We start from the raw sequence: 18,287 nt of genomic DNA on the forward strand, positions 1-18,287 counted from the left end.
CGACCCGGTCTCAGCGGCCGTGGCTGTCGGTGTAGGGCAGCAGGGCCAGGAAGCGGGCACGCTTGATAGCGGTAGCCAGCTGACGCTGATAACGAGCTTTGGTACCGGTGATACGGCTTGGAACGATCTTGCCGGTTTCGGATACGTAAGCTTTCAGGGTGTTGAGATCTTTGAAGTCGATCTCTTTCACGTCTTCAGCAGTGAAGCGGCAGAATTTACGACGACGGAAGAAACGTGCCATTTAATAGGCTCCTCTAAAGGTCCGTGGATTACTCGTCAGCGTTATCGCTGGAGTCGCTGTCATTGCTGTCATCGCCTTCGGCGGATTCAGCATGCTCAGGACGCTCACGACGCTCACGGCGCTCGCTGCGGTTTTCTTCAGCCTTCAGCATCTCGGACTGGCCGGTAACGGCTTCGTCGCGACGGATGACCAGGTTACGGATAACGGCATCGTTGTAGCGGAAGTTGTCTTCCAGCTCGGCCAGGGCCTTGCCGGTGCACTCAACGTTCAGCATCACGTAGTGAGCCTTGTGAACATTGTTGATTGCGTAGGCCAGTTGACGACGGCCCCAGTCTTCCAGGCGGTGGATCTTGCCACCATCTTCTTCGATCAGCTTGGTGTAACGCTCAACCATGCCGCCGACTTGCTCGCTCTGGTCCGGGTGAACCAGGAAGATGATTTCGTAATGACGCATGAATGCTCCTTACGGGTTAGTAGTCTGCCAGCGAATCTGGTCAGACAAGGAGTGAATGACACTGTATGTCTTGCACGGAGGGGAGGCACATGAGCGCCTGCCAGCTCGGCAAGGGGCGCAATTGTAGAGAAGGCGTGCCGCACACGCAAGGCAATTGGCGAATATTTGAACAGCCTGAGATATTCAGAATGTGTCAGCCCCTATTCGCGGGCACGCCCGCGAATAGGCCGATACAGGCTGAAGATCAGCGCTTGGCCTGACGCTGACGGACGGCTTCGAACAGGCAAACCCCGGTCGCTACCGACACGTTAAGGCTGCTGACGCTACCCGCCATCGGCAACTTCACCAGAAAGTCGCAATGCTCGCGGGTGAGCCGGCGCATGCCCTTGCCTTCCGCGCCCATGATCATCACCAGTGGCCCGGTGAGGTCCTGCTGGTAGATCTCCTGCTCGGCCTCGCCAGCGGTACCCACGACCCACAGGCCACGCTGCTGCAACTTCTCAAGCGTACGCGCCAGGTTGGTCACAGCCACCAGCGGAATGACTTCTGCCGCGCCACAAGCCACCTTTCGAACAACCGGCGTCAGCGTTGCCGACTTGTCCTTGGGCACGATCACTGCCGTGGCACCGGCCGCATCCGCGGTACGCAGGCAGGCGCCGAGGTTGTGCGGGTCGGTCACGCCGTCGAGCACCAGGATCAGCGGCGGCGTCTCTGTGCGCTCAAGCAGCTCTTCGAGCATCAGCTCGCCCCACACCTGGCTCGGGCTGACCTCGGCTACAACGCCCTGGTGCACACCTTCGACCCAGGCATCCATCTCACGGCGCTCGGCCTGGCCGACCGGCACGCGGTTTTCCGCGGCCAGCGCCAGCAAGGTCTCGAGGCGTGGCTCGCTGCGCCCTTCCGACAGCCAGATCTGCTTGACCCGCTTTGGATGGTGCTGCAGCAATGCCTGCACGGCGTGTACACCGTAGATCTTTTCCAGCTGACTCATGAATTGCTCTTGCTTTTGCGTGGCGCGCCGGACTTCGACGGGCCTTTACGGTGCTTGGTCGGCTTGCCGGACGGCTTGCCACCTTTCTCGGATTTGCTGCCGGCACTGCTGCGCGCGTCGGTCATCAGCGCTTTCTTCATCTCGCGGCTTTTACGCACTTCAGCGTTACGCTGCACAGCATCCTTGGGGAAGTACGCTTCGGACGCTTCGCTTTTGCGGCTGCGCGGCTTGGGCGTGGCTTTCGCTTCGGTTGCCGGCTGTTGCTCGGTTTTTTCGGCAGCCGGCGCGGCACCCCGCTGCTTGCGGCCGATCGGTGCGGCAAGGGTCTTTTCCGACACTTCGAAGTCGATCTTGCGCTCATCCAGGTCAACACGCATGACCTTCACTTCGATGGTGTCGCCCAAGCGGAAGCTGCGACCGGTACGCTCGCCGGCCAGGCGATGGTGTACCGGGTCGAAGTGGTAGTAGTCACCCGGCAACGCACTGACGTGCACCAGGCCCTCTACATAGATATCGGTCAGCTCGACGAACAGGCCGAAACCGGTCACCGCGGTGATCACACCCGGGAAGGTCTCGCCCACGCGATCTTTCATGAACTCGCACTTGAGCCAGTTGACCACGTCACGGGTGGCCTCGTCGGCCCGGCGCTCGGTCATCGAGCACTGCTCGCCAAGTTGCTCCAGGGTGTTTTCGTCGTACGGGTAGATACGCGCCTTGGGGATGCTCATGGCGCCGGCACGCTTGACGTGCGGGGTATCGACCTTGGAGCGGATGATGCTGCGGATGGCGCGGTGGACCAGCAGGTCCGGGTACCGGCGGATCGGCGAGGTGAAGTGGGTGTACGCCTCGTAGTTCAGGCCGAAGTGGCCGTTGTTCTCGGTGCTGTACACGGCCTGGCTCAGCGAGCGCAGCATCACCGTCTGGATCAGGTGGAAGTCCGGGCGGCCGGCGATGCTCGCCAGCAGGGCCTGGTAATCCTTCGGCGACGGGTCCTTGCCCTTGTGCAGGCTCAGGCCCAACTCACCCAGGAAGGCACGCAGTTTTTCCAGGCGCTCCGGTGGAGGGCCGTCGTGCACGCGGTACAACGCCGGTACACCGTGCTTCTGCAGGAACTCGGCAGTGGCCACGTTGGCCGCCAGCATGCATTCCTCGATCAGCTTGTGGGCATCGTTACGCACTGTCGGGCGAATTTCAGCGATCTTGCGCTGATCACCGAAAATGATGCGGGTTTCCTGGGTTTCGAAGTCGATGGCACCACGCGTGTGACGCGCTTCCACCAGCACCTTGTACAGGTTGTACAGGTTTTTCAGGTCGGGCACGACCTCCTTGTACTCCTCGCGCAGCGCCTTGCCCTCACGGGTACGGGCATGCTCGAGCATGCTGCTGACCTTGTTGTAGGTCAGGCGGGCGTGGGAGTGGATCACGCCTTCGTAGAACTGATAGTCGACCATCTGGCCGGCTTTGTTCATGGTCATTTCACAGACCATGGCCAACCGGTCGACGTGCGGGTTCAGCGAGCACAGGCCGTTGGACAGCTCTTCGGGGAGCATCGGCACCACGCGCTCGGGGAAGTACACCGAGTTGCCGCGCTGCTGGGCCTCGACATCCAGGGCAGAGCCCAGACGCACGTAGCTGGATACGTCAGCGATGGCCACGTACAGGCGCCAGCCACCGGAGAACAGACGCAGCTTGCCCAGCGGTTCGCAATAAACGGCATCGTCGAAGTCGCGGGCGTCTTCACCGTCGATGGTGACGAACGGCAGATGGCGCAGGTCGACACGCTTCTCTTTGTCCTTCTCCTCGACTTCGGAGCGGAACTTGCGTGCTTCCTTGACCACATCATTGGGCCACACGTGCGGAATGTCGTAGCTGCGCAGGGCAACGTCGATTTCCATGCCCGGCGCCATGTAGTTGCCGATGACCTCGACCACATCGCCTTGCGGCTGGAAGCGCGGCGTTGGCCAGTGGGTGATTTTGATCTCGACGAACTGGCCGATCTTGGCACCGCCGTTACGCCCGGCGGTCACCAGCACTTCCTGCTGGATCTTCGGGTTGTCCGGGGTTACGTAACCGATGCCGCCTTCTTCGAAATAGCGGCCGACCACGCTCTCGTGGGCACGGGAGATGACTTCGACCAGCACGCCTTCACGGCGGCCACGACGGTCGACACCGGAGACGCGGGCCAGGCCGCGGTCACCATCAAACACCAGTCGCATCTGCGACGGGCTGAGGAACAGGTCTTCGCTGCCGTCATCGGGAATAAGGAAGCCGAAGCCATCGCGGTGGCCGGAGACGCGACCACAGATCAGGTCCAGCTTGTCTACCGGGGCATAAGTGCCGCGCCGGGTATAGATAAGCTGGCCATCGCGCTCCATGGCACGCAGGCGGCGGCGCAGGGCTTCGATCTGGTCTTCTTCATACAGACCGAACTCTTTTGCCAGCTCCTCGCGGGCAGCAGGTTCGCCTCGGTCGGCGAGACGCTGCAGGATCAGCTCACGGCTGGGAATGGGGTTGTCGTATTTTTCCGCTTCGCGAGCGGCCTCGGGATCGAGGGATTGCCAATCGGCCATCAGAAGGGGTTCACCTTGGGGTATATAGATATGAATTCTGGCATAGGCGTATTGAAACCGGAAATGTCTGCCTTGGACAGCCCCCGCTGCAGTGCATAAACAGCAGAAATAGGCTTGTGGAATCAACGGGTTGAATTTTTTGATTTTTTTTTCGGCTGGGGGCTTTACAGCCTTGGGGAGCGTCCGTATAGTGCGCACCACAACGACGGACAACCCCGAAGTTGTAGTAGAGATGAACGACGCTGTAAAGCATCAAGTAACCTCGAATGTGTGCCCAGGTGGCGGAATTGGTAGACGCGCTGGTTTCAGGTATCAGTGACCGCAAGGTCGTGGAAGTTCGAGTCTTCTCCTGGGCACCAAATATTTTCAAGTAACAGATGACCAAGGATCTGTTACTACTGTGTGAAAGCGAACGATAGTCGCCTTCTGCAGGTGATGTAAAGCTTTGCCCAGGTGGCGGAATTGGTAGACGCGCTGGTTTCAGGTATCAGTGACCGCAAGGTCGTGGAAGTTCGAGTCTTCTCCTGGGCACCATACAAAAACCCACTAGCTTGCTAGTGGGTTTTTTCTTGCCTGCGATTTTTTGTGCCCCCCTCCTCGATACGCGCACGTTGTAAGAGCGGGCTCACCCGCGAATCCCCCCCTACAGGCAACACACCCCAACCCCTTGCACCATGGTCTGACCATGAATTTCTCGTCACCCGGCCACTTGAGAAAGAATTTCGTTTACCATTGTTTCCAAATATGTAGCCGTAAGCGAGGAAGTACCCGCATGACGATCCGCCCGCAACCGCTGATGCGTACCTTGGCCGCCGCACTGCTGAGCCTGGTCATCGGCGCTCCGGCCGCCATGGCAGACGCACCGGTCACGCTGACCATGTACAACGGTCAGCACAAGGAAATCGGCGAAGCCATTGCCAAGGCCTATGAGGCCAAGACCGGCATCCACATCGACATCCGCAAAGGCAGCAGCAATCAGCTTGCCAGCCAGATCATCGAGGAAGGCGACCGCTCGCCGGCCGACATCATCTACACAGAAGAGTCCCCGCCCCTGAACAACCTGGGTGAGCTGGGCCTGCTGGCCAAGATTGACGACGCCACGTTGAACATGATGCCCAAGGAGTACGTTGGCGCCAACGGCACCTGGATGGGTATCACCGCCCGTACGCGCATCGTGGTGTACAACCCGAAGAAAGTCGACGAGAAAGACCTGCCGACCACAGTGATGGACTTCGCCAACCCTGAGTGGGAAGGCCGCGTCGGCTACGTCCCCACCAGCGGTGCGTTCCAGGAGCAGGCCGTGGCCATTCTGAAGATGCACGGGCGTGAAGCCACCGAAGAATGGTTGACCGGCCTGAAAGCCTTCGGCAAGACCTACACCAACAACATGGTTGCCCTCAAAGCCGTAGAAAAGGGTGAAGTGGCTGCGGTACTGGTGAACAACTACTACTGGTACGCGCTTGAACGCGAACGCGGCAAGCTGGACACCAAGCTCTATTACCTGGCCGACGGCGATGCTGGCAACCTGGTTACTATCTCCGGCGCAGGCGTGGTCAAGGCCAGCAAACACCCGAAAGAAGCCCAGGCCCTGCTCAACTGGATGGCCAGCGAGGAAGGCCAGCGCGTGATTACCCAGACCACCGCCGAGTACCCGCTGCACAAGGGCATGGTTTCTGACCGCGGCCTGAAGCCGTTCGACGAACTGCGCCCGCCGAAGATCTCGCCAGCTGACCTGGGCAATGCCGAGGAAGCCATCGAACTTGAGCGTGAGGTCGGCCTGCTCTGATGACTGCCGCCCTGTCCGAACCGGTGCCGGTACGCTTCGTACCGCGCCGCAAGCGCCCTTCCATCTGGGTAGTGCTGCCTGTGCTGTTCCTAGTGGCAATGAGCTTGCTGCCACTGGCTTATGTCGCCATCAAAGCCTGGGAAGCCGGCTGGCGCGAAGCTTTGCACCTGCTGTGGCGGCCCTTTGTCTGGGGGCTGATGCGCAACACCCTGATGCTGATGGTCGGGGTGACGCTGACCTGCATGGTGGTCGGCCTGGCACTGGCCTGGCTGCTGGAGCGCAGCAACCTGGCCGGCCGCCGGTTGTGGGGCGTGGTGCTGTGCCTGCCATTCGCCGTGCCGTCGTTCGTCAGCAGCTTCACCTGGGTGTCGCTAAGTTCGGACTTTGAAGGCCTGGGCGGCGCGATCATGGTCATGGCCCTGTCCAAGTACCCGCTGGTGTTCCTGCCCGTTGCCGCAACCCTGCGCAACCTTGACACCTCGCTGGAGGAGTCGGCACGCACCTTGGGTTGCAGCCGCTGGGGCGTGTTCAGCAAAGTCACCCTGCCGCTGCTGTGGCCGTCGATGCTCGGCGGTGCGCTACTGATTGCCCTGCATATGCTGGTGGAGTTTGGCGCGCTGTCGATCCTCGGCCTGCAAACCTTTACCACGGCGATCTACCAGCAGTTCGAACTGGAGTTCAGCAATGCCAACGCGGCCATGCTGTCTGCCGTGCTGTTGGCGATGTGCCTGGCAATGCTGTGGCTGGAACTGCGGGTGCGCGGCAAAGCCCGCCATGTACGTATTGGCCAGGGCGTAGCGCGGCGTGCGCAACCGGTGCGGCTGCGCGGCTGGGCGGTGCTGGCGCAACTGTTCTGCGTGGGCCTGGCGGTGCTGGGCAGCGGCATTCCGCTGGCGATGCTCGGTTACTGGCTGAGCGTAGGTTCGTCGGCGGCATTTCCGGTGGCGGCCATCTCGAAGGCGTTGTTCACCTCGCTGTCGGTGTCGCTGGGCGGTGCTGGCTTCTGTGTGCTGCTGGCTCTGCCTATCAGCTTTTTAGTGGTGCGCTACAAAGGCCGCCTGGCGATCTGGGCCGAGCGCCTGCCCTATCTGCTGCACGCCCTGCCCGGCTTGGTGATTGCCCTGACCCTGGTGTTTTTCGCCCTGCACTACGTGCCGGCGCTGTACCAGACCACGGCGCTGCTGCTGCTGGCCTACGCGCTGCTGTTCCTGCCGCTGGCCCAGTCGCCGGTGCGCACCGCGCTTAACAAGGCTTCGCCGACGCTGGAAGAAGCCGCACGCACCCTGGGCGCCAGCAGCTTTGCCGCGTTCTGCCGGGTGACCTTGCCGATCATCTTCCCGGCCATGGCAGCGGCCTTTGCACTGGTGTTCCTGGATGCCATGAAGGAGCTGACGGCTACCCTGCTGCTCAGCCCGACCGGCATGACCACCCTGGCCACCGAAGTGTGGGCGCATACGGCCAATGTCGAGTTCGCGGCGGCGGCGCCGTATGCGGCGCTGCTGATCGTGGTGTCGGGGTTGCCGGTTTACTTGCTGACTACGCGGATGTATTTGAACAAGGCTTGAAAGCTTGCCCAGGCCGCCATGTGGCCTGGGCACAAGCCTGAGTGCCTAGACTTCATCACAAGTTCACTTTAAAACTCCCACTAGCCAGTTGAAAGCAAAGAACAAGGTCGTAGATACTACAAGCCCCACCCAAGAGGGCAACAAAACTCTTTCCATAGACCTTGGGAAACTCTCGAGATCTGAAATATCTGCCACACCTTTTCGAACAAACAACCCTGGAATCATGAGCATATTTGCCGCCAGGCAAGTACGCATTAATTTTCCAGCAAGGCCAGCCGCTGAAAAGTTCCCCCTATTATCCTGAATATACTTGCATTTCGCTAAAGCTTTTTCGATAGCTTCTATAGATCGACAAGCAAAGTAAATCATCACACACACGCTGATTGACATACAAGCGAGCAGGATAGATGCGATTATCGTCATTGCTTCGGTACTCATTTCCGCACTCTCATAAATCACTGCGCATCAGTTGGTACGTCTGGTGTACAGCCTGTTAACCAAGAAGCAGGCTTATGTTGAACAAGGTCTTGAAGAGTTCGGAACCGAGACCGGCAGGTCAGGGCTTTGCTTCGCAAAGCCCGAAAACTGGGGTATCAGTTGGTGACTGCTTGAGTGCTTAGAAAACAATGGGTTGCATTCTGTTTGACCAGAGCTTACCTCAAGTACTCTATCCAAACAAAAAAAAGAACAATCAATGCAATCAGCAAAATTTGTACAGTCCACAAGCGCACTAACAGCCTTTGCAGGTCGGCGGAAACCTTAGCAATATCATTGCGATCTAATAGGCCCTTTCGAACGCTAAAATATTTCATAGACAGCATTGCAGAAATTGATCCTAGCCGCATGACTTTCCCAAGTAGCCCAGCATGAGAATATATTTCTCTGTTCACAGCCACCATTCGGCTATTTGACAAGATTGATTCGATACGATCCAGATATCGATACGCAACGAATACCCACACACCAAACATCAAAAACGGCGAGATAATTACAAACACACCAAGCACTGCCAGGTGCAAGTTACTCATCGCACTGCCTCATACAAAATCTCCCCTACGCTTTCTCCCAATACCTCACCAAACTCACCGCCAGCAATACCTCCAGCCGCTCCCCCCAATACCGCACATGCGAAAGTTGCCGTTCCACCGGTGGGAATACCTACAGCGACAGCTTCACTTCCTTCAGGTGCTGCCCGGCACAGCGCGCCTCCAGCAGCTTGTAGCTGGCACTGTCCAGATACCTAGTGAAGGTGACGTTGGTGAGTGTGGTGCGGCCTGATGATGCGCCGCCCGCGGAGCTTGCGGTGGCAGAGGTGCTCTGGTTGGCACCGAACTTGTAGCCGATGATTTCGACCCAGTTGGCGTACTGCTCGTCCAGTGCTTCGCCAGTGATCTCTGCGATTTGAATATAAGCATCGAAGGCCAAGCTTACCTCTCCTTGGTAATGATTGGACTGATAACGACGGTGTCCGGACATCGCTGCCGTGAGGTTGTTCCCGAAGGCGAATGGCGGATTGGCGCTGCGTGCCTTCAGATGCGACTGACCCTAGCGCCCTAGGCCCGATGCCGGAATCATACGCGTCCGGCCAGGGCCAATTTGAGAAATTGCCTACAAATTTGATGATGAATGCCGGGTGATCACGTCAAAAATGTTTCAAGTCGAGATTGGCCAACATCCGGCACACAATCGGCCGATAGCCAGTTCAGACAGGGATCGCATCAGGGTTGACAGGTGTTTGCCACAAGATATGCAGCGCGTGTGGGATCGAGCGCCGCCCGCGCGGCGCGCATCGCGAGCTGGCGCTCGCTCCTACGTTTGTTTCGGGCCAATTATTCCTATGGGATTTGCGCGCGAACGCCCTGGTGCATGGCTCGATATCGCGTCGTACGAACAAGGCGGTCGCGCGCGCCTGTCACAGGCCTCACTGGCCCGAAACAAACGTAGGAGCGAGCGCCAGCTCGCGATGCGCGCCGCGCAGGCGGCGCTCGATCTCACACGCGATGAAGATGCTGTGACGAACACCTGCCAACCCTGACGGCCACCGCGCCGCTCCAAAACCTGCGCAATACCTGTGGGAACCGGCTCGCCGGCGACAGGGCCAGCCCAGGCAATCAAGCCCTGAATTGACCCAGGCTCGCCCGCAGTTGCGCGGCCAACTCATCCAGCACCTTGCTGCTGGCCGTAGTCTGCATCACCACCTCAGCCGAACGCTCAGCCTGAGCATGGATAGTCTCCACTCGCCCACGCACCGCCTGCGCGCCATTCGCCTGCTGCTCGGCCGCTCGGGTCGCCAGGCCAATGGCCGCATGCACCTGCTCCACCGCCGCCTGCACTGACTGCTGCCGACGCTCGTTGTCACGCAGCACCAGCAAGCCTTCGCTAGCCTTGAGCCCAGCCTGGCTGATGGTGGCCACAGCTTCCTTGGCGCCCTTCTGCAGCGCTGCGATGTGCGCCTGGATATCGCCCGTAGAGCTTTGCGTCTTGCTCGCCAGCGCGCGCACCTCGTCGGCCACCACGGCAAAGCCGCGCCCGGTTTCGCCAGCACGGGCCGCCTCGATGGCGGCATTCAAGGCCAACAGGTTGGTCTGCTCGGCGATGCCGTGGATCACCGTCAGCACCACTTCAATCTGCTCGCTCTGCTTGGCCAGGCGCTCGATCACCTGGGAGCCGGCATCCACCTGCCCAGCCAGGTTCTCGATCAACCCGGCAAGCTGGGTCGAGGTGCGGCTGTTTTCATCGGTCGCCTGGCGGATATCCACCACTTGCTGCAACGCCGCCTGCATCGCATGACTTTCGGCTTGTGCTTCATCAGCCATGCTCGACAGGTCGCGCAGGCTCGCCGCTACTTCGTCGCGCTGCAACGCGGCGGCAGCATCTGCGCCGGCGTTGCGCTGGGCCATCGCACCAATCTCCACACCCGTGCGCTGCGCCACCTCGCCGGCTTCGCGCACAATCGGCTGCAACTTGTCGACAAAGCGGTTCACTGCCGAGGCCATGTCGCCGATTTCATCGCGGCTGTCGAGCGGCACGCGCTTGGTCAAGTCACCTTCGCCGGCCGCCAGGTCATCAAGAGCGGCAATCAACAGGCGCAGCTTGCTCAGTACCCGGCGGCCTAACACCAGAGCCACCACTACCAACACCCCGAGGCCGACCAGCACCAGGCCCAGACCGATACGCCAGCGCAGCTCTGCAGCGGCATCGCGCACGGTTTGCGCGGTATTGGCCTGCATGGCGGCAGCACTGCCCTGCGCCTTCTCAAGGCGCTCACGCAGGGTCTTGCCGCTATCGGCAGCAGCACCGACCAGGCTGTCGCCAACCAACTGCTCTCCGCTAGCGATCAGCGCCGCGAAGCGCTGGTCCAGCGCCTTTAGCTCATGGTCGATGCCGGCAGTGGAAACCCCCATTACCACCTTACCGATTTCCGTGCCATTGGGGCTGATCGAGGCTTCGACGAAGTACACCGCCGGGTCACGCCGGGCAGCATCAATCACCTTGTCCAGCGCACGCTCGCCCTGGCCTTTTTCCATCAAGGCCTGGTTGATCGGGTTTTGCCGGTTGAGGTAGCGAGTCAGGTGCTGACCCTGTGCGTCGTCGTACACCACGAACAACACGTTCGGATTGCGCTGCGCGCGTCGGGCAAAGTCCGAAAGTACAGGCACGTCGTTGTCCCAGATCGCCCGCGGCGCAACCGAAGCCAGCAGCTCGGCCATGTCGTTGGCGGAATCCTTGAGGTTCTTTTCCAGGGTACTGCGAAGTTGCTGCTGTTCGCTTTGCAGGCGCTCCGACAACCCTGCGCTCAGGCGCTGGCGGGTGCTGCTGGACAGGCCGTCGAGCCCAGAGCGCACATCTTGCCCGGCTTGCTCCAGTTCGCTTGCGAGTTGGCGGCTGTCATTACCCAGTCGCTCGCCAAGGTCAGCCTCCAAAGCGGTGACTGTGCTTCGGGTAAGCGCAACGGCAACCAGCACCTGCACCAAAAGAGCGATACCAAGGGCAACAAACACAGGCCGCAAGAGGCGGCTTCGTAACAGTGAGAGGATGGCAGACACGGTGTAACCCTCGTGTTTTCTGGCGCCACTATTTTGATGGCATCTACAGAAACTTCTTACAGCAAGGGTTGTGCCGTAGGCAGCAGGGAAATGCGCCAAGGTCTAGCAATGGGGTTTCGTGTGCCGGCCCTTTCGCGGGTAAACCCGCTCCTACAACGGCCTGCGCCCAACCTCCGTTGCGTGCCCACACCCAATCAGTGTAGGAGCGGGTTTACCCGCGAATACGGTAGCGGCGGCAACGGTGGATTGCCGATGGATTGGCCAGCCCCGGCATACCCACAAATGAAAACGCCGCAGCCCTTTTCAGGGCCACGGCGTCAGATCAGCCTGGAGGGCAGATCAGGCGAACGGATGACGCAGCACGATGGTCTCGTTGCGGTCCGGGCCGGTCGAAATGATGTCGATCGGCGCGCCAACCAGCTCTTCGATACGCTTGATGTAGTCACGCGCAGCTTGCGGCAGCTCTTCCAGGGTTTTCACACCCAGAGTGGACTCGCTCCAGCCTGGCATCTCTTCGTACACCGGCTCCAGGCCGATGTAGCTGTCGGCATCGGAAGGCGCGTCGATGACGGCACCGTTCTCGTTCTTGTAGCCAACACAGATGTTGATGGTTTCCAGGCCGTCCAGTACGTCCAGCTTGGTCAGGCAGATGCCCGAGATGCTGTTGACGTCGATGGCGCGACGCAGGATGACGGCGTCGAACCAGCCGCAACGACGGGCACGGCCGGTGGTGGAACCGAACTCGTGACCACGCTTGGCCAGGGTAGCGCCGGTCTCGTCGAACAGTTCGGTCGGGAACGGACCGGAACCCACGCGAGTGGTGTAGGCCTTGGTGATACCCAGGATGTAGTCCAGGTACATCGGGCCAACGCCGGAACCGGTGGAAATACCGCCAGCAGTGGTGTTGGAGCTGGTGACGTACGGGTAGGTGCCGTGGTCGATGTCCAGCAGCGAGCCCTGGGCGCCTTCGAACATGATGTCCTTGCCGGCGCGACGCAGGTTGTGCAGCTCGGCGGTGACGTCGAGCATCATCGGCTTGAGCTGATCGGCGTAAGCCATGCACTCGTCCAGCGTCTGCTGGAAGTCGATCGCCGGCTCTTTGTAGTAGTTCACCAGCTGGAAGTTGTGGTAATCCAGCAGCTCACCCAGCTTGGCAGCGAAACGCTCGCGGTGGAACAGGTCGCCCACGCGCAGGCCGCGACGTGCCACCTTGTCTTCGTAGGCTGGGCCAATACCACGGCCAGTGGTGCCGATCTTGGCTTCGCCACGGGCTTTTTCGCGGGCCTGGTCCAGGGCCACATGGTACGACAGGATCAGCGGCGCAGCCGGGGAAATGCGCAGACGCTCACGCACCGGCACGCCTTTCTCTTCCAGCTTGGTGATTTCGCGCATCAGTGCGTCCGGGGCAACGACCACGCCGTTACCGATCAGGCACTGTACGCCTTCACGCAGGATGCCGGACGGAATCAGGTGCAGAACGGTTTTTTCACCGTTGATCACCAGGGTGTGACCCGCATTGTGGCCACCTTGGTAGCGCACTACGGCGGCAGCATGTTCGGTCAGCAGATCGACGATCTTGCCTTTGCCCTCATCACCCCACTGGGTGCCCAGGACGACGACATTCTTACCCATTACATTGGTCCTCATTCACGCAAACTTGGTTGCCGGCCTGTTGCCGACGCAGAAACTCACTGGGCCAGCGGCAGAACCTGCCAGCGCCCGTCTTGCTGAATCAATTGACGATCACAATCCGCCTCGAGAGCAGCACTCAACGGCTGGCCAGGCAGAGCCTGAACCACACGCTGGCCCTCGCTGCGCAACTGGCAGACTTGCTGCCAGAGGGCCGCGTCGCCACTGTCCGGCATCCAGATGCCGCCAGTTGGCAATACGACCTCCGCTCGCCCCAGTGTGACCAGGGTCTTCAAATCCGTGGAGAAACCAGTGGCCGGGCGCGCCCGGCCAAAATCAGCGCCAATATCGTCGTAGCGCCCGCCTTGGGCGATCGATTGGCCTTCGCCCGGCACGAACACGGCGAACACCACGCCGGTGTGATAGTGGTAGCCACGCAGCTCACCGAGGTCGAAGTACAGCGGCAGGTCCGGGTAGCGCGACGCCAGGCGATCAGCGATCGCCAGCAGGTCGTCCAGCGCCGCCAGTACGCTGGCCGGGGCGCGACCCAGGCGCACGCGGGCTTCAGTCAGTACTTCACGACCACCGCACAGCTCGACCAGGGCGCGCAGCATGCTGCCCAGGTCTTTCGGCAGGTCGGCGGTCAGTGCCTGCACTTCATCGACAGCCTTGCGCTGCATGGCGTCGAACAGCTGCTGTTCGACCGCGCCAGACAGGCCGGCGGCACGGGCCAGGCCGCGGTAAATACCGACATGGCCCAGGTCCATGTGCACATCCGGCACATCGGTCAGCTGCAGCGTGGCGAGCATCAGGCTGATGACCTCGACATCACTGGTAGGGCTGGCATCACCGTACAGCTCGGCACCCAGCTGGATCGGGCTGCGCGAGGTGGACAGGGCACGCGGCTGGGCGTGCAGCACGCTACCGGCATAGCACAGGCGGCTCGGGCCTTCACGGCGCAGTGTGTGCGCATCGATACGCGCCACCTGCGGGGTGAAGTCGGCGCGGAAGCCCATCAGGCGGCCGGACTGCGGGTCCACTACCTTGAAGGTGCGCTGATCCAGGTCCTGGCCGGCGCCGGTAAGCAGCGACTCCAGGTACTCGATATGCGGGGTGACGACCAGTTCGTAGCCCCAACTCTGGAACAGGTCCAACACCTGGCGGCGCGCGATCTCGATGCGCGCAGCCTCAGGTGGCAGTACTTCCTCGATGCCATCTGGCAGCAGCCAGCGGTCTACCGTTGCCATTACGCCATTTCCCCTCTGGTCCGGGCGGCTTGCCAGCAGGCAAGCCGTCAGAAAAGCCGGTATCGCGCACAGCAGCGGGCAGCACTGATCCCAGCGCAGCCACCGTACCCGACACCCTCAAATTGCCTTGCGAGCTGACCAAACTGTCGACTGGCGCTGTGCCAATCAACCTTGCAGACGCAAAAAAGCCGGGAAATTTCCCGGCTGCCTCATCATACACCCCTTTTCATTCAGGATGCACCCCGCCTGGTGCATTAGCTGCCAGGCGGGACGCCGCTGCATGAAAATCAGGGCCTGAGCATCAAGGCCTGCTCTTGTCCAGGTAACGGAAGAACTCGTTCTTCGGGTCCAGGACCATCACGTCGCTCTTGCTCGAGAAGCTCTCGCGGTATGCCTGCAGGCTACGGTGGAACGCATAGAAATCAGCGTCCTGGCTGTAGGCCTTGGCATAGATAGCGGCCGCCTGGGCGTCGCCATCACCACGGGTTTCTTCTGCTTCGCGATAAGCCTCGGCCAGCAGCACACGGCGCTGACGGTCGGCATCGGCACGGATACCTTCAGCCAGCTCGTTACCCTTGGCACGGTGCTCGCGGGCTTCACGCTCACGCTCGGTGCTCATACGGTCGAACACGCTGCGGTTGACTTCCTTCGGCAGGTCGATGGCCTTGACGCGCACGTCGACCACCTCAATGCCCAGCTCCTTGCTCGCCATGCGGTTCAGCGATGCAGTGATGTCAGCCATCAGCGCGTCACGTTCACCGGAAACCACTTCGTGCAGGGTACGTTTACCGAACTGGTCGCGCAGGCCACTTTCCAGACGGCGCGACAGACGCTCGTCGGCGATCTGCTTCATGCCGGACGTGGCGGTGTAGAAGCGTTCAGCGTCCTTGACGCGCCACTTGGCGTAGGCGTCGACCATCACCGCTTTCTTTTCCAGGGTCAGGAACCGCTGGGTAGGAGCATCGAGGGTCATCAGTCGGGCGTCGAACCTGCGCACCTGGTTCACGTACGGAATCTTCACGTGCAGGCCTGGCTGAACATCCGCCTCGACCACCTTACCGAAGCGCAGCAGTACCGCTCGCTCGGTCTGGGACACGATGTAGAAGCTGTTCCAGGCCACGATAGCCAGGACCACAGCGGCGATCAGGGCGATCAGCGATCTATTGCTCATCAGCGGCTCTCCCTAGTACGCAGCGGCTGCTGTTGCTGTTGCATGTCCTGCGCGGCACGGGCGGCCGCATCGTTGGTCGATGGCGACACGCTGGTGGTTGGCACGGACGGCCTGCGGCTGCCTTCGACCATCTTGTCCAGCGGCAGGTAGAGCAGGTTGCTCTGCCCGTCCTTGGTTGCCACCATGACCTTGCTCGAGTTGCTGTAGACCTCTTGCATGGTCTCCAGATACAGACGCTCACGGGTTACGTCAGGTGCCTTGCGGTACTCGACAAGCAGCTTGGTGAAGCGGTCTGCCTCACCCTTGGCGCGAGCGATGACTTCGTCGCGGTAACCATTGGCGTCCTCGATGATGCGCTGGGCCTGACCACGGGCTTCCGGCACCACGCCATTGGCATAGGACTCGGCCTGGTTGCGGGCACGCTGCTCGTCTTCGCGGGCTCGGATCACGTCGTCGAAGGCTTCCTGCACTTCACGCGGAGCTGCCGCGCTTTGTACGTTGACCTGGGTAACGGTGATACCGGTACGGTAGTTGTCGAGGAAGCGCTGCAGGCGTTCGCGGATATCCACGGCCATCTGCTCACGACCCTCGGTCAACACCTGGTCCATCGAAGTGGAGCCAACCACGTGGCGCAGAGCACTCTCGGTCGCGTGCTGCAAGCTCACCTCAGGCTGGTCGACATTGAGCACGAAGTCCTGCAGGTTGCTGATCTTGTACTGGACGGTCAGCGGCACCTCGACGATGTTCTCGTCTTCGGTCAGCATCTGGCCCTGCTTGGTGTAGGCACGCTCACGCGTGACGTTTTCCATGTACTTGCGATCAATCGGCGGGAAGTAGATGTTCAGGCCGGGACCGACCGTCTCATAGTACTTGCCGAAGCGCAGCACAACCGCCTGCTCCTGCTCGTCGACCACATACACGGCGTTGTACAGCCAGATTGCAGCCAGCACCGCCAGGCCGATGCCCAGCAGGCCCAGGCCACCGCCCTTGCCGACATTGCGGTCACCGCCGCCACGTTTCTTGCTGCCGCCGAACATGCCATTCAGGCTGTCCTGCAGTTTGCGGAAGGCCTCGTCCAGATCCGGTGGACCTTTCTTGTCACCACCGCCGCCACCGCCACCACGGCGGCCGCCCCAGGGATCCTGATTGTTCGAGTTGCCACCCGGCTCGTTCCAAGCCATAGCGCTCTCCATCTGATAAAGCAAAGACGCGCCCACGGCGCGCCGTCCAATGCTACAGAATGCCTGTCACTGCTGCCCGGCGACCTCGACGAGCATTTATTGCAAAGTGTGTTGCTCGACAAACACTTGCGGCTCCATGCCTTCGCGGCTGACCAGGCGATTCAGTTCGACCATGGGCAGTCGCACGCTCAGCAGGCTGCGCCCCTCTTCATCATGCTCTTCACTCTGCACGGCACCCAGGGCAAAGAATTGCGCGCGCAAGCGGGCAAAACGCTGCTCCAGACACAGGGTACCGACAAACAGATCATCCCCCAGCAACTCGGCAACCGCCTGGCCAACCAGCTCCAGACCACGCCCATCGCGTGCCGATACCCAGACCCGTTCCGGCTTGCCATCGGCATTGCGCTGGATCTGTGGCTCGACATCTTCGAGCAAGTCGAGTTTGTTGTACACCTCGAGGATCGGCAACCCCTCGGCACCAATCTCGCCCAACACCGCCAGCACCTGCTCGATCTGCTCCATGCGCTCTGGCTCATGGGCGTCGATCACATGCAGCAACAGGTCGGAGTTGCTCGACTCTTCGAGCGTAGCCCGAAATGCCTCGACCAGCTTGTGCGGCAGGTGACGAATGAAGCCTACGGTGTCGGCCAGCACAATCGGCCCCAGGTCGTTGAGCTCGAGCCGGCGCAGGGTCGGGTCGAGTGTGGCGAACAGCTGGTCCGCGGCATACACCTCGGACTCGGTCAGGGCGTTGAACAGCGTGGACTTGCCGGCATTGGTATAACCCACCAGCGACACCGATGGGATATCCGCGCGCTTGCGCCCGCGCCGCGCCTGCTCGCGCTGACTGCGCACTTTCTCCAGGCGTGACTTGATCTGGCGTATACGCACCCGCAACAGGCGGCGGTCGGTTTCCAGCTGGGTTTCACCCGGACCGCGCAGGCCGATACCACCTTTTTGTCGCTCAAGGTGAGTCCAGCCGCGCACCAGCCGCGTGCTCATATGCTCCAGCTGGGCCAGTTCGACCTGCAGCTTGCCTTCATGGGTACGCGCCCGTTGGGCGAAGATATCGAGGATCAGCCCGGTTCGGTCCAGCACACGACACTCGAACACACGTTCGAGGTTGCGCTCCTGACTGGGCGTGAGGGTGTGATTGAAAATCACCAGATCTACCTGTTCGGCATGGACCAGGTCGTGTAACTCTTCGACCTTGCCACTGCCAATCAGGTATTTGGCGGAAGGCTGATGCCTTGTCACCGTGACCAGCGAGACGATGTCGGCCCCGGCCGACAATGCCAACTCCTGAAACTCCTGCGGGTCTTCTCGCGCCTCAGGGTTCTGACCTTCCAAGTGAACGAGCAATGCCCGCTCACCACCGCCGTGGCGCTCAAAGAACAATGCAGGCT

Annotated in this window: 14 protein-coding genes, 2 tRNA genes and 2 pseudogenes; 5 read left to right on the forward strand and 13 right to left on the reverse strand. The window is 60.9% G+C overall.

Annotated features, from left to right (window positions below; genetic code table 11):
• Positions 1-10: 10 nt before the first annotated feature.
• From rpsR to rnr, 4 genes are all read right to left on the reverse strand, one after another.
• Positions 11-241: a 30S ribosomal protein S18 gene (gene rpsR / locus QCL51_RS22500; protein ID WP_003249563.1), complete on the reverse strand. Its 231-nt coding sequence runs from the start codon at positions 239-241 to the stop codon at positions 11-13.
• Between the two features lie 28 nt (positions 242-269).
• Entirely contained in the window at positions 270-695 is a 426-nt protein-coding gene (rpsF, locus tag QCL51_RS22505; RefSeq protein ID WP_021783885.1) for a 30S ribosomal protein S6, read from the reverse strand.
• Positions 696-939: 244 nt separating this feature from the next.
• Entirely contained in the window at positions 940-1,686 is a 747-nt protein-coding gene (gene rlmB, locus QCL51_RS22510) for a 23S rRNA (guanosine(2251)-2'-O)-methyltransferase RlmB (protein WP_003249554.1), read from the reverse strand.
• Positions 1,683-4,256, reverse strand: a complete 2,574-nt coding sequence (gene rnr / locus QCL51_RS22515) for a ribonuclease R (RefSeq protein WP_021783884.1) — start codon at positions 4,254-4,256, stop codon at positions 1,683-1,685. The genes rlmB and rnr overlap by 4 nt, the downstream gene beginning before the upstream one ends.
• Before the next feature lie 272 nt (positions 4,257-4,528).
• On the opposite strand from rnr, the gene QCL51_RS22520 reads away from it, so the two are divergent.
• From QCL51_RS22520 to QCL51_RS22535, 4 genes are all read left to right on the forward strand, one after another.
• Positions 4,529-4,615 (forward strand) — tRNA-Leu (locus tag QCL51_RS22520).
• Positions 4,616-4,703: 88 nt separating this feature from the next.
• Positions 4,704-4,790 (forward strand) — tRNA-Leu (locus QCL51_RS22525).
• Between the two features lie 238 nt (positions 4,791-5,028).
• Positions 5,029-6,042: an extracellular solute-binding protein gene (locus tag QCL51_RS22530; protein ID WP_101196349.1), complete on the forward strand. Its 1,014-nt coding sequence runs from the start codon at positions 5,029-5,031 to the stop codon at positions 6,040-6,042.
• Positions 6,042-7,607 (forward strand): iron ABC transporter permease, encoded by a 1,566-nt coding sequence (locus tag QCL51_RS22535; RefSeq protein ID WP_003249548.1) that lies wholly within the window; start codon positions 6,042-6,044, stop codon positions 7,605-7,607. The genes QCL51_RS22530 and QCL51_RS22535 overlap by 1 nt, the downstream gene beginning before the upstream one ends.
• Positions 7,608-7,670: 63 nt before the next feature.
• Here QCL51_RS22535 and QCL51_RS22540 read toward each other — a convergent pair whose 3' ends face one another.
• Positions 7,671-8,045 (reverse strand): hypothetical protein, encoded by a 375-nt coding sequence (locus QCL51_RS22540; RefSeq protein WP_135192562.1) that lies wholly within the window; start codon positions 8,043-8,045, stop codon positions 7,671-7,673.
• Positions 8,046-8,064: 19 nt separating this feature from the next.
• On the opposite strand from QCL51_RS22540, the pseudogene QCL51_RS22545 reads away from it, so the two are divergent.
• A pseudogene (locus tag QCL51_RS22545) lies at positions 8,065-8,219 on the forward strand (IS110 family transposase); the annotation flags it as partial.
• 41 nt (positions 8,220-8,260) lie between these two features.
• Here the strand turns inward: QCL51_RS22545 and QCL51_RS22550 are convergent.
• The 8 genes and pseudogenes from QCL51_RS22550 to hflX all read right to left on the reverse strand — a co-directional run bounded on the left by QCL51_RS22550 (position 8,261) and on the right by hflX (position 18,279).
• Entirely contained in the window at positions 8,261-8,635 is a 375-nt protein-coding gene (locus QCL51_RS22550; protein ID WP_028698112.1) for a hypothetical protein, read from the reverse strand.
• Between the two features lie 139 nt (positions 8,636-8,774).
• A pseudogene (locus QCL51_RS22555) lies at positions 8,775-9,032 on the reverse strand (type VI secretion system tube protein Hcp); the annotation flags it as partial.
• 686 nt (positions 9,033-9,718) lie between these two features.
• Positions 9,719-11,653, reverse strand: coding sequence for a methyl-accepting chemotaxis protein (locus QCL51_RS22560; protein ID WP_021783880.1), 1,935 nt, complete (start codon positions 11,651-11,653; stop codon positions 9,719-9,721).
• A gap of 339 nt (positions 11,654-11,992) precedes the next feature.
• The gene (locus QCL51_RS22565; protein WP_021783879.1) at positions 11,993-13,285 is read right to left on the reverse strand and encodes an adenylosuccinate synthase; all 1,293 of its coding nucleotides are present in this window, start codon (positions 13,283-13,285) and stop codon (positions 11,993-11,995) included.
• Positions 13,286-13,341: 56 nt separating this feature from the next.
• Positions 13,342-14,529, reverse strand: a complete 1,188-nt coding sequence (locus QCL51_RS22570) for an ATP phosphoribosyltransferase regulatory subunit (RefSeq protein ID WP_021783878.1) — start codon at positions 14,527-14,529, stop codon at positions 13,342-13,344.
• A 301-nt stretch (positions 14,530-14,830) separates the two neighbouring features.
• A complete protein-coding gene (gene hflC / locus QCL51_RS22575; RefSeq protein WP_014592592.1) occupies positions 14,831-15,700 on the reverse strand; it encodes a protease modulator HflC in 870 nt (289 codons plus the stop codon).
• Positions 15,700-16,881, reverse strand: coding sequence for an FtsH protease activity modulator HflK (gene hflK, locus QCL51_RS22580; protein WP_021783877.1), 1,182 nt, complete (start codon positions 16,879-16,881; stop codon positions 15,700-15,702). The genes hflC and hflK overlap by 1 nt, the downstream gene beginning before the upstream one ends.
• Before the next feature lie 96 nt (positions 16,882-16,977).
• Positions 16,978-18,279 (reverse strand): ribosome rescue GTPase HflX, encoded by a 1,302-nt coding sequence (gene hflX, locus QCL51_RS22585; protein WP_012274456.1) that lies wholly within the window; start codon positions 18,277-18,279, stop codon positions 16,978-16,980.
• Positions 18,280-18,287: the final 8 nt, after the last annotated feature.

This window comes from Pseudomonas sp. LTR0, assembly GCF_036630035.1.
Classification (GTDB): Bacteria; Pseudomonadota; Gammaproteobacteria; order Pseudomonadales; family Pseudomonadaceae; genus Aquipseudomonas; species Aquipseudomonas putida_Y.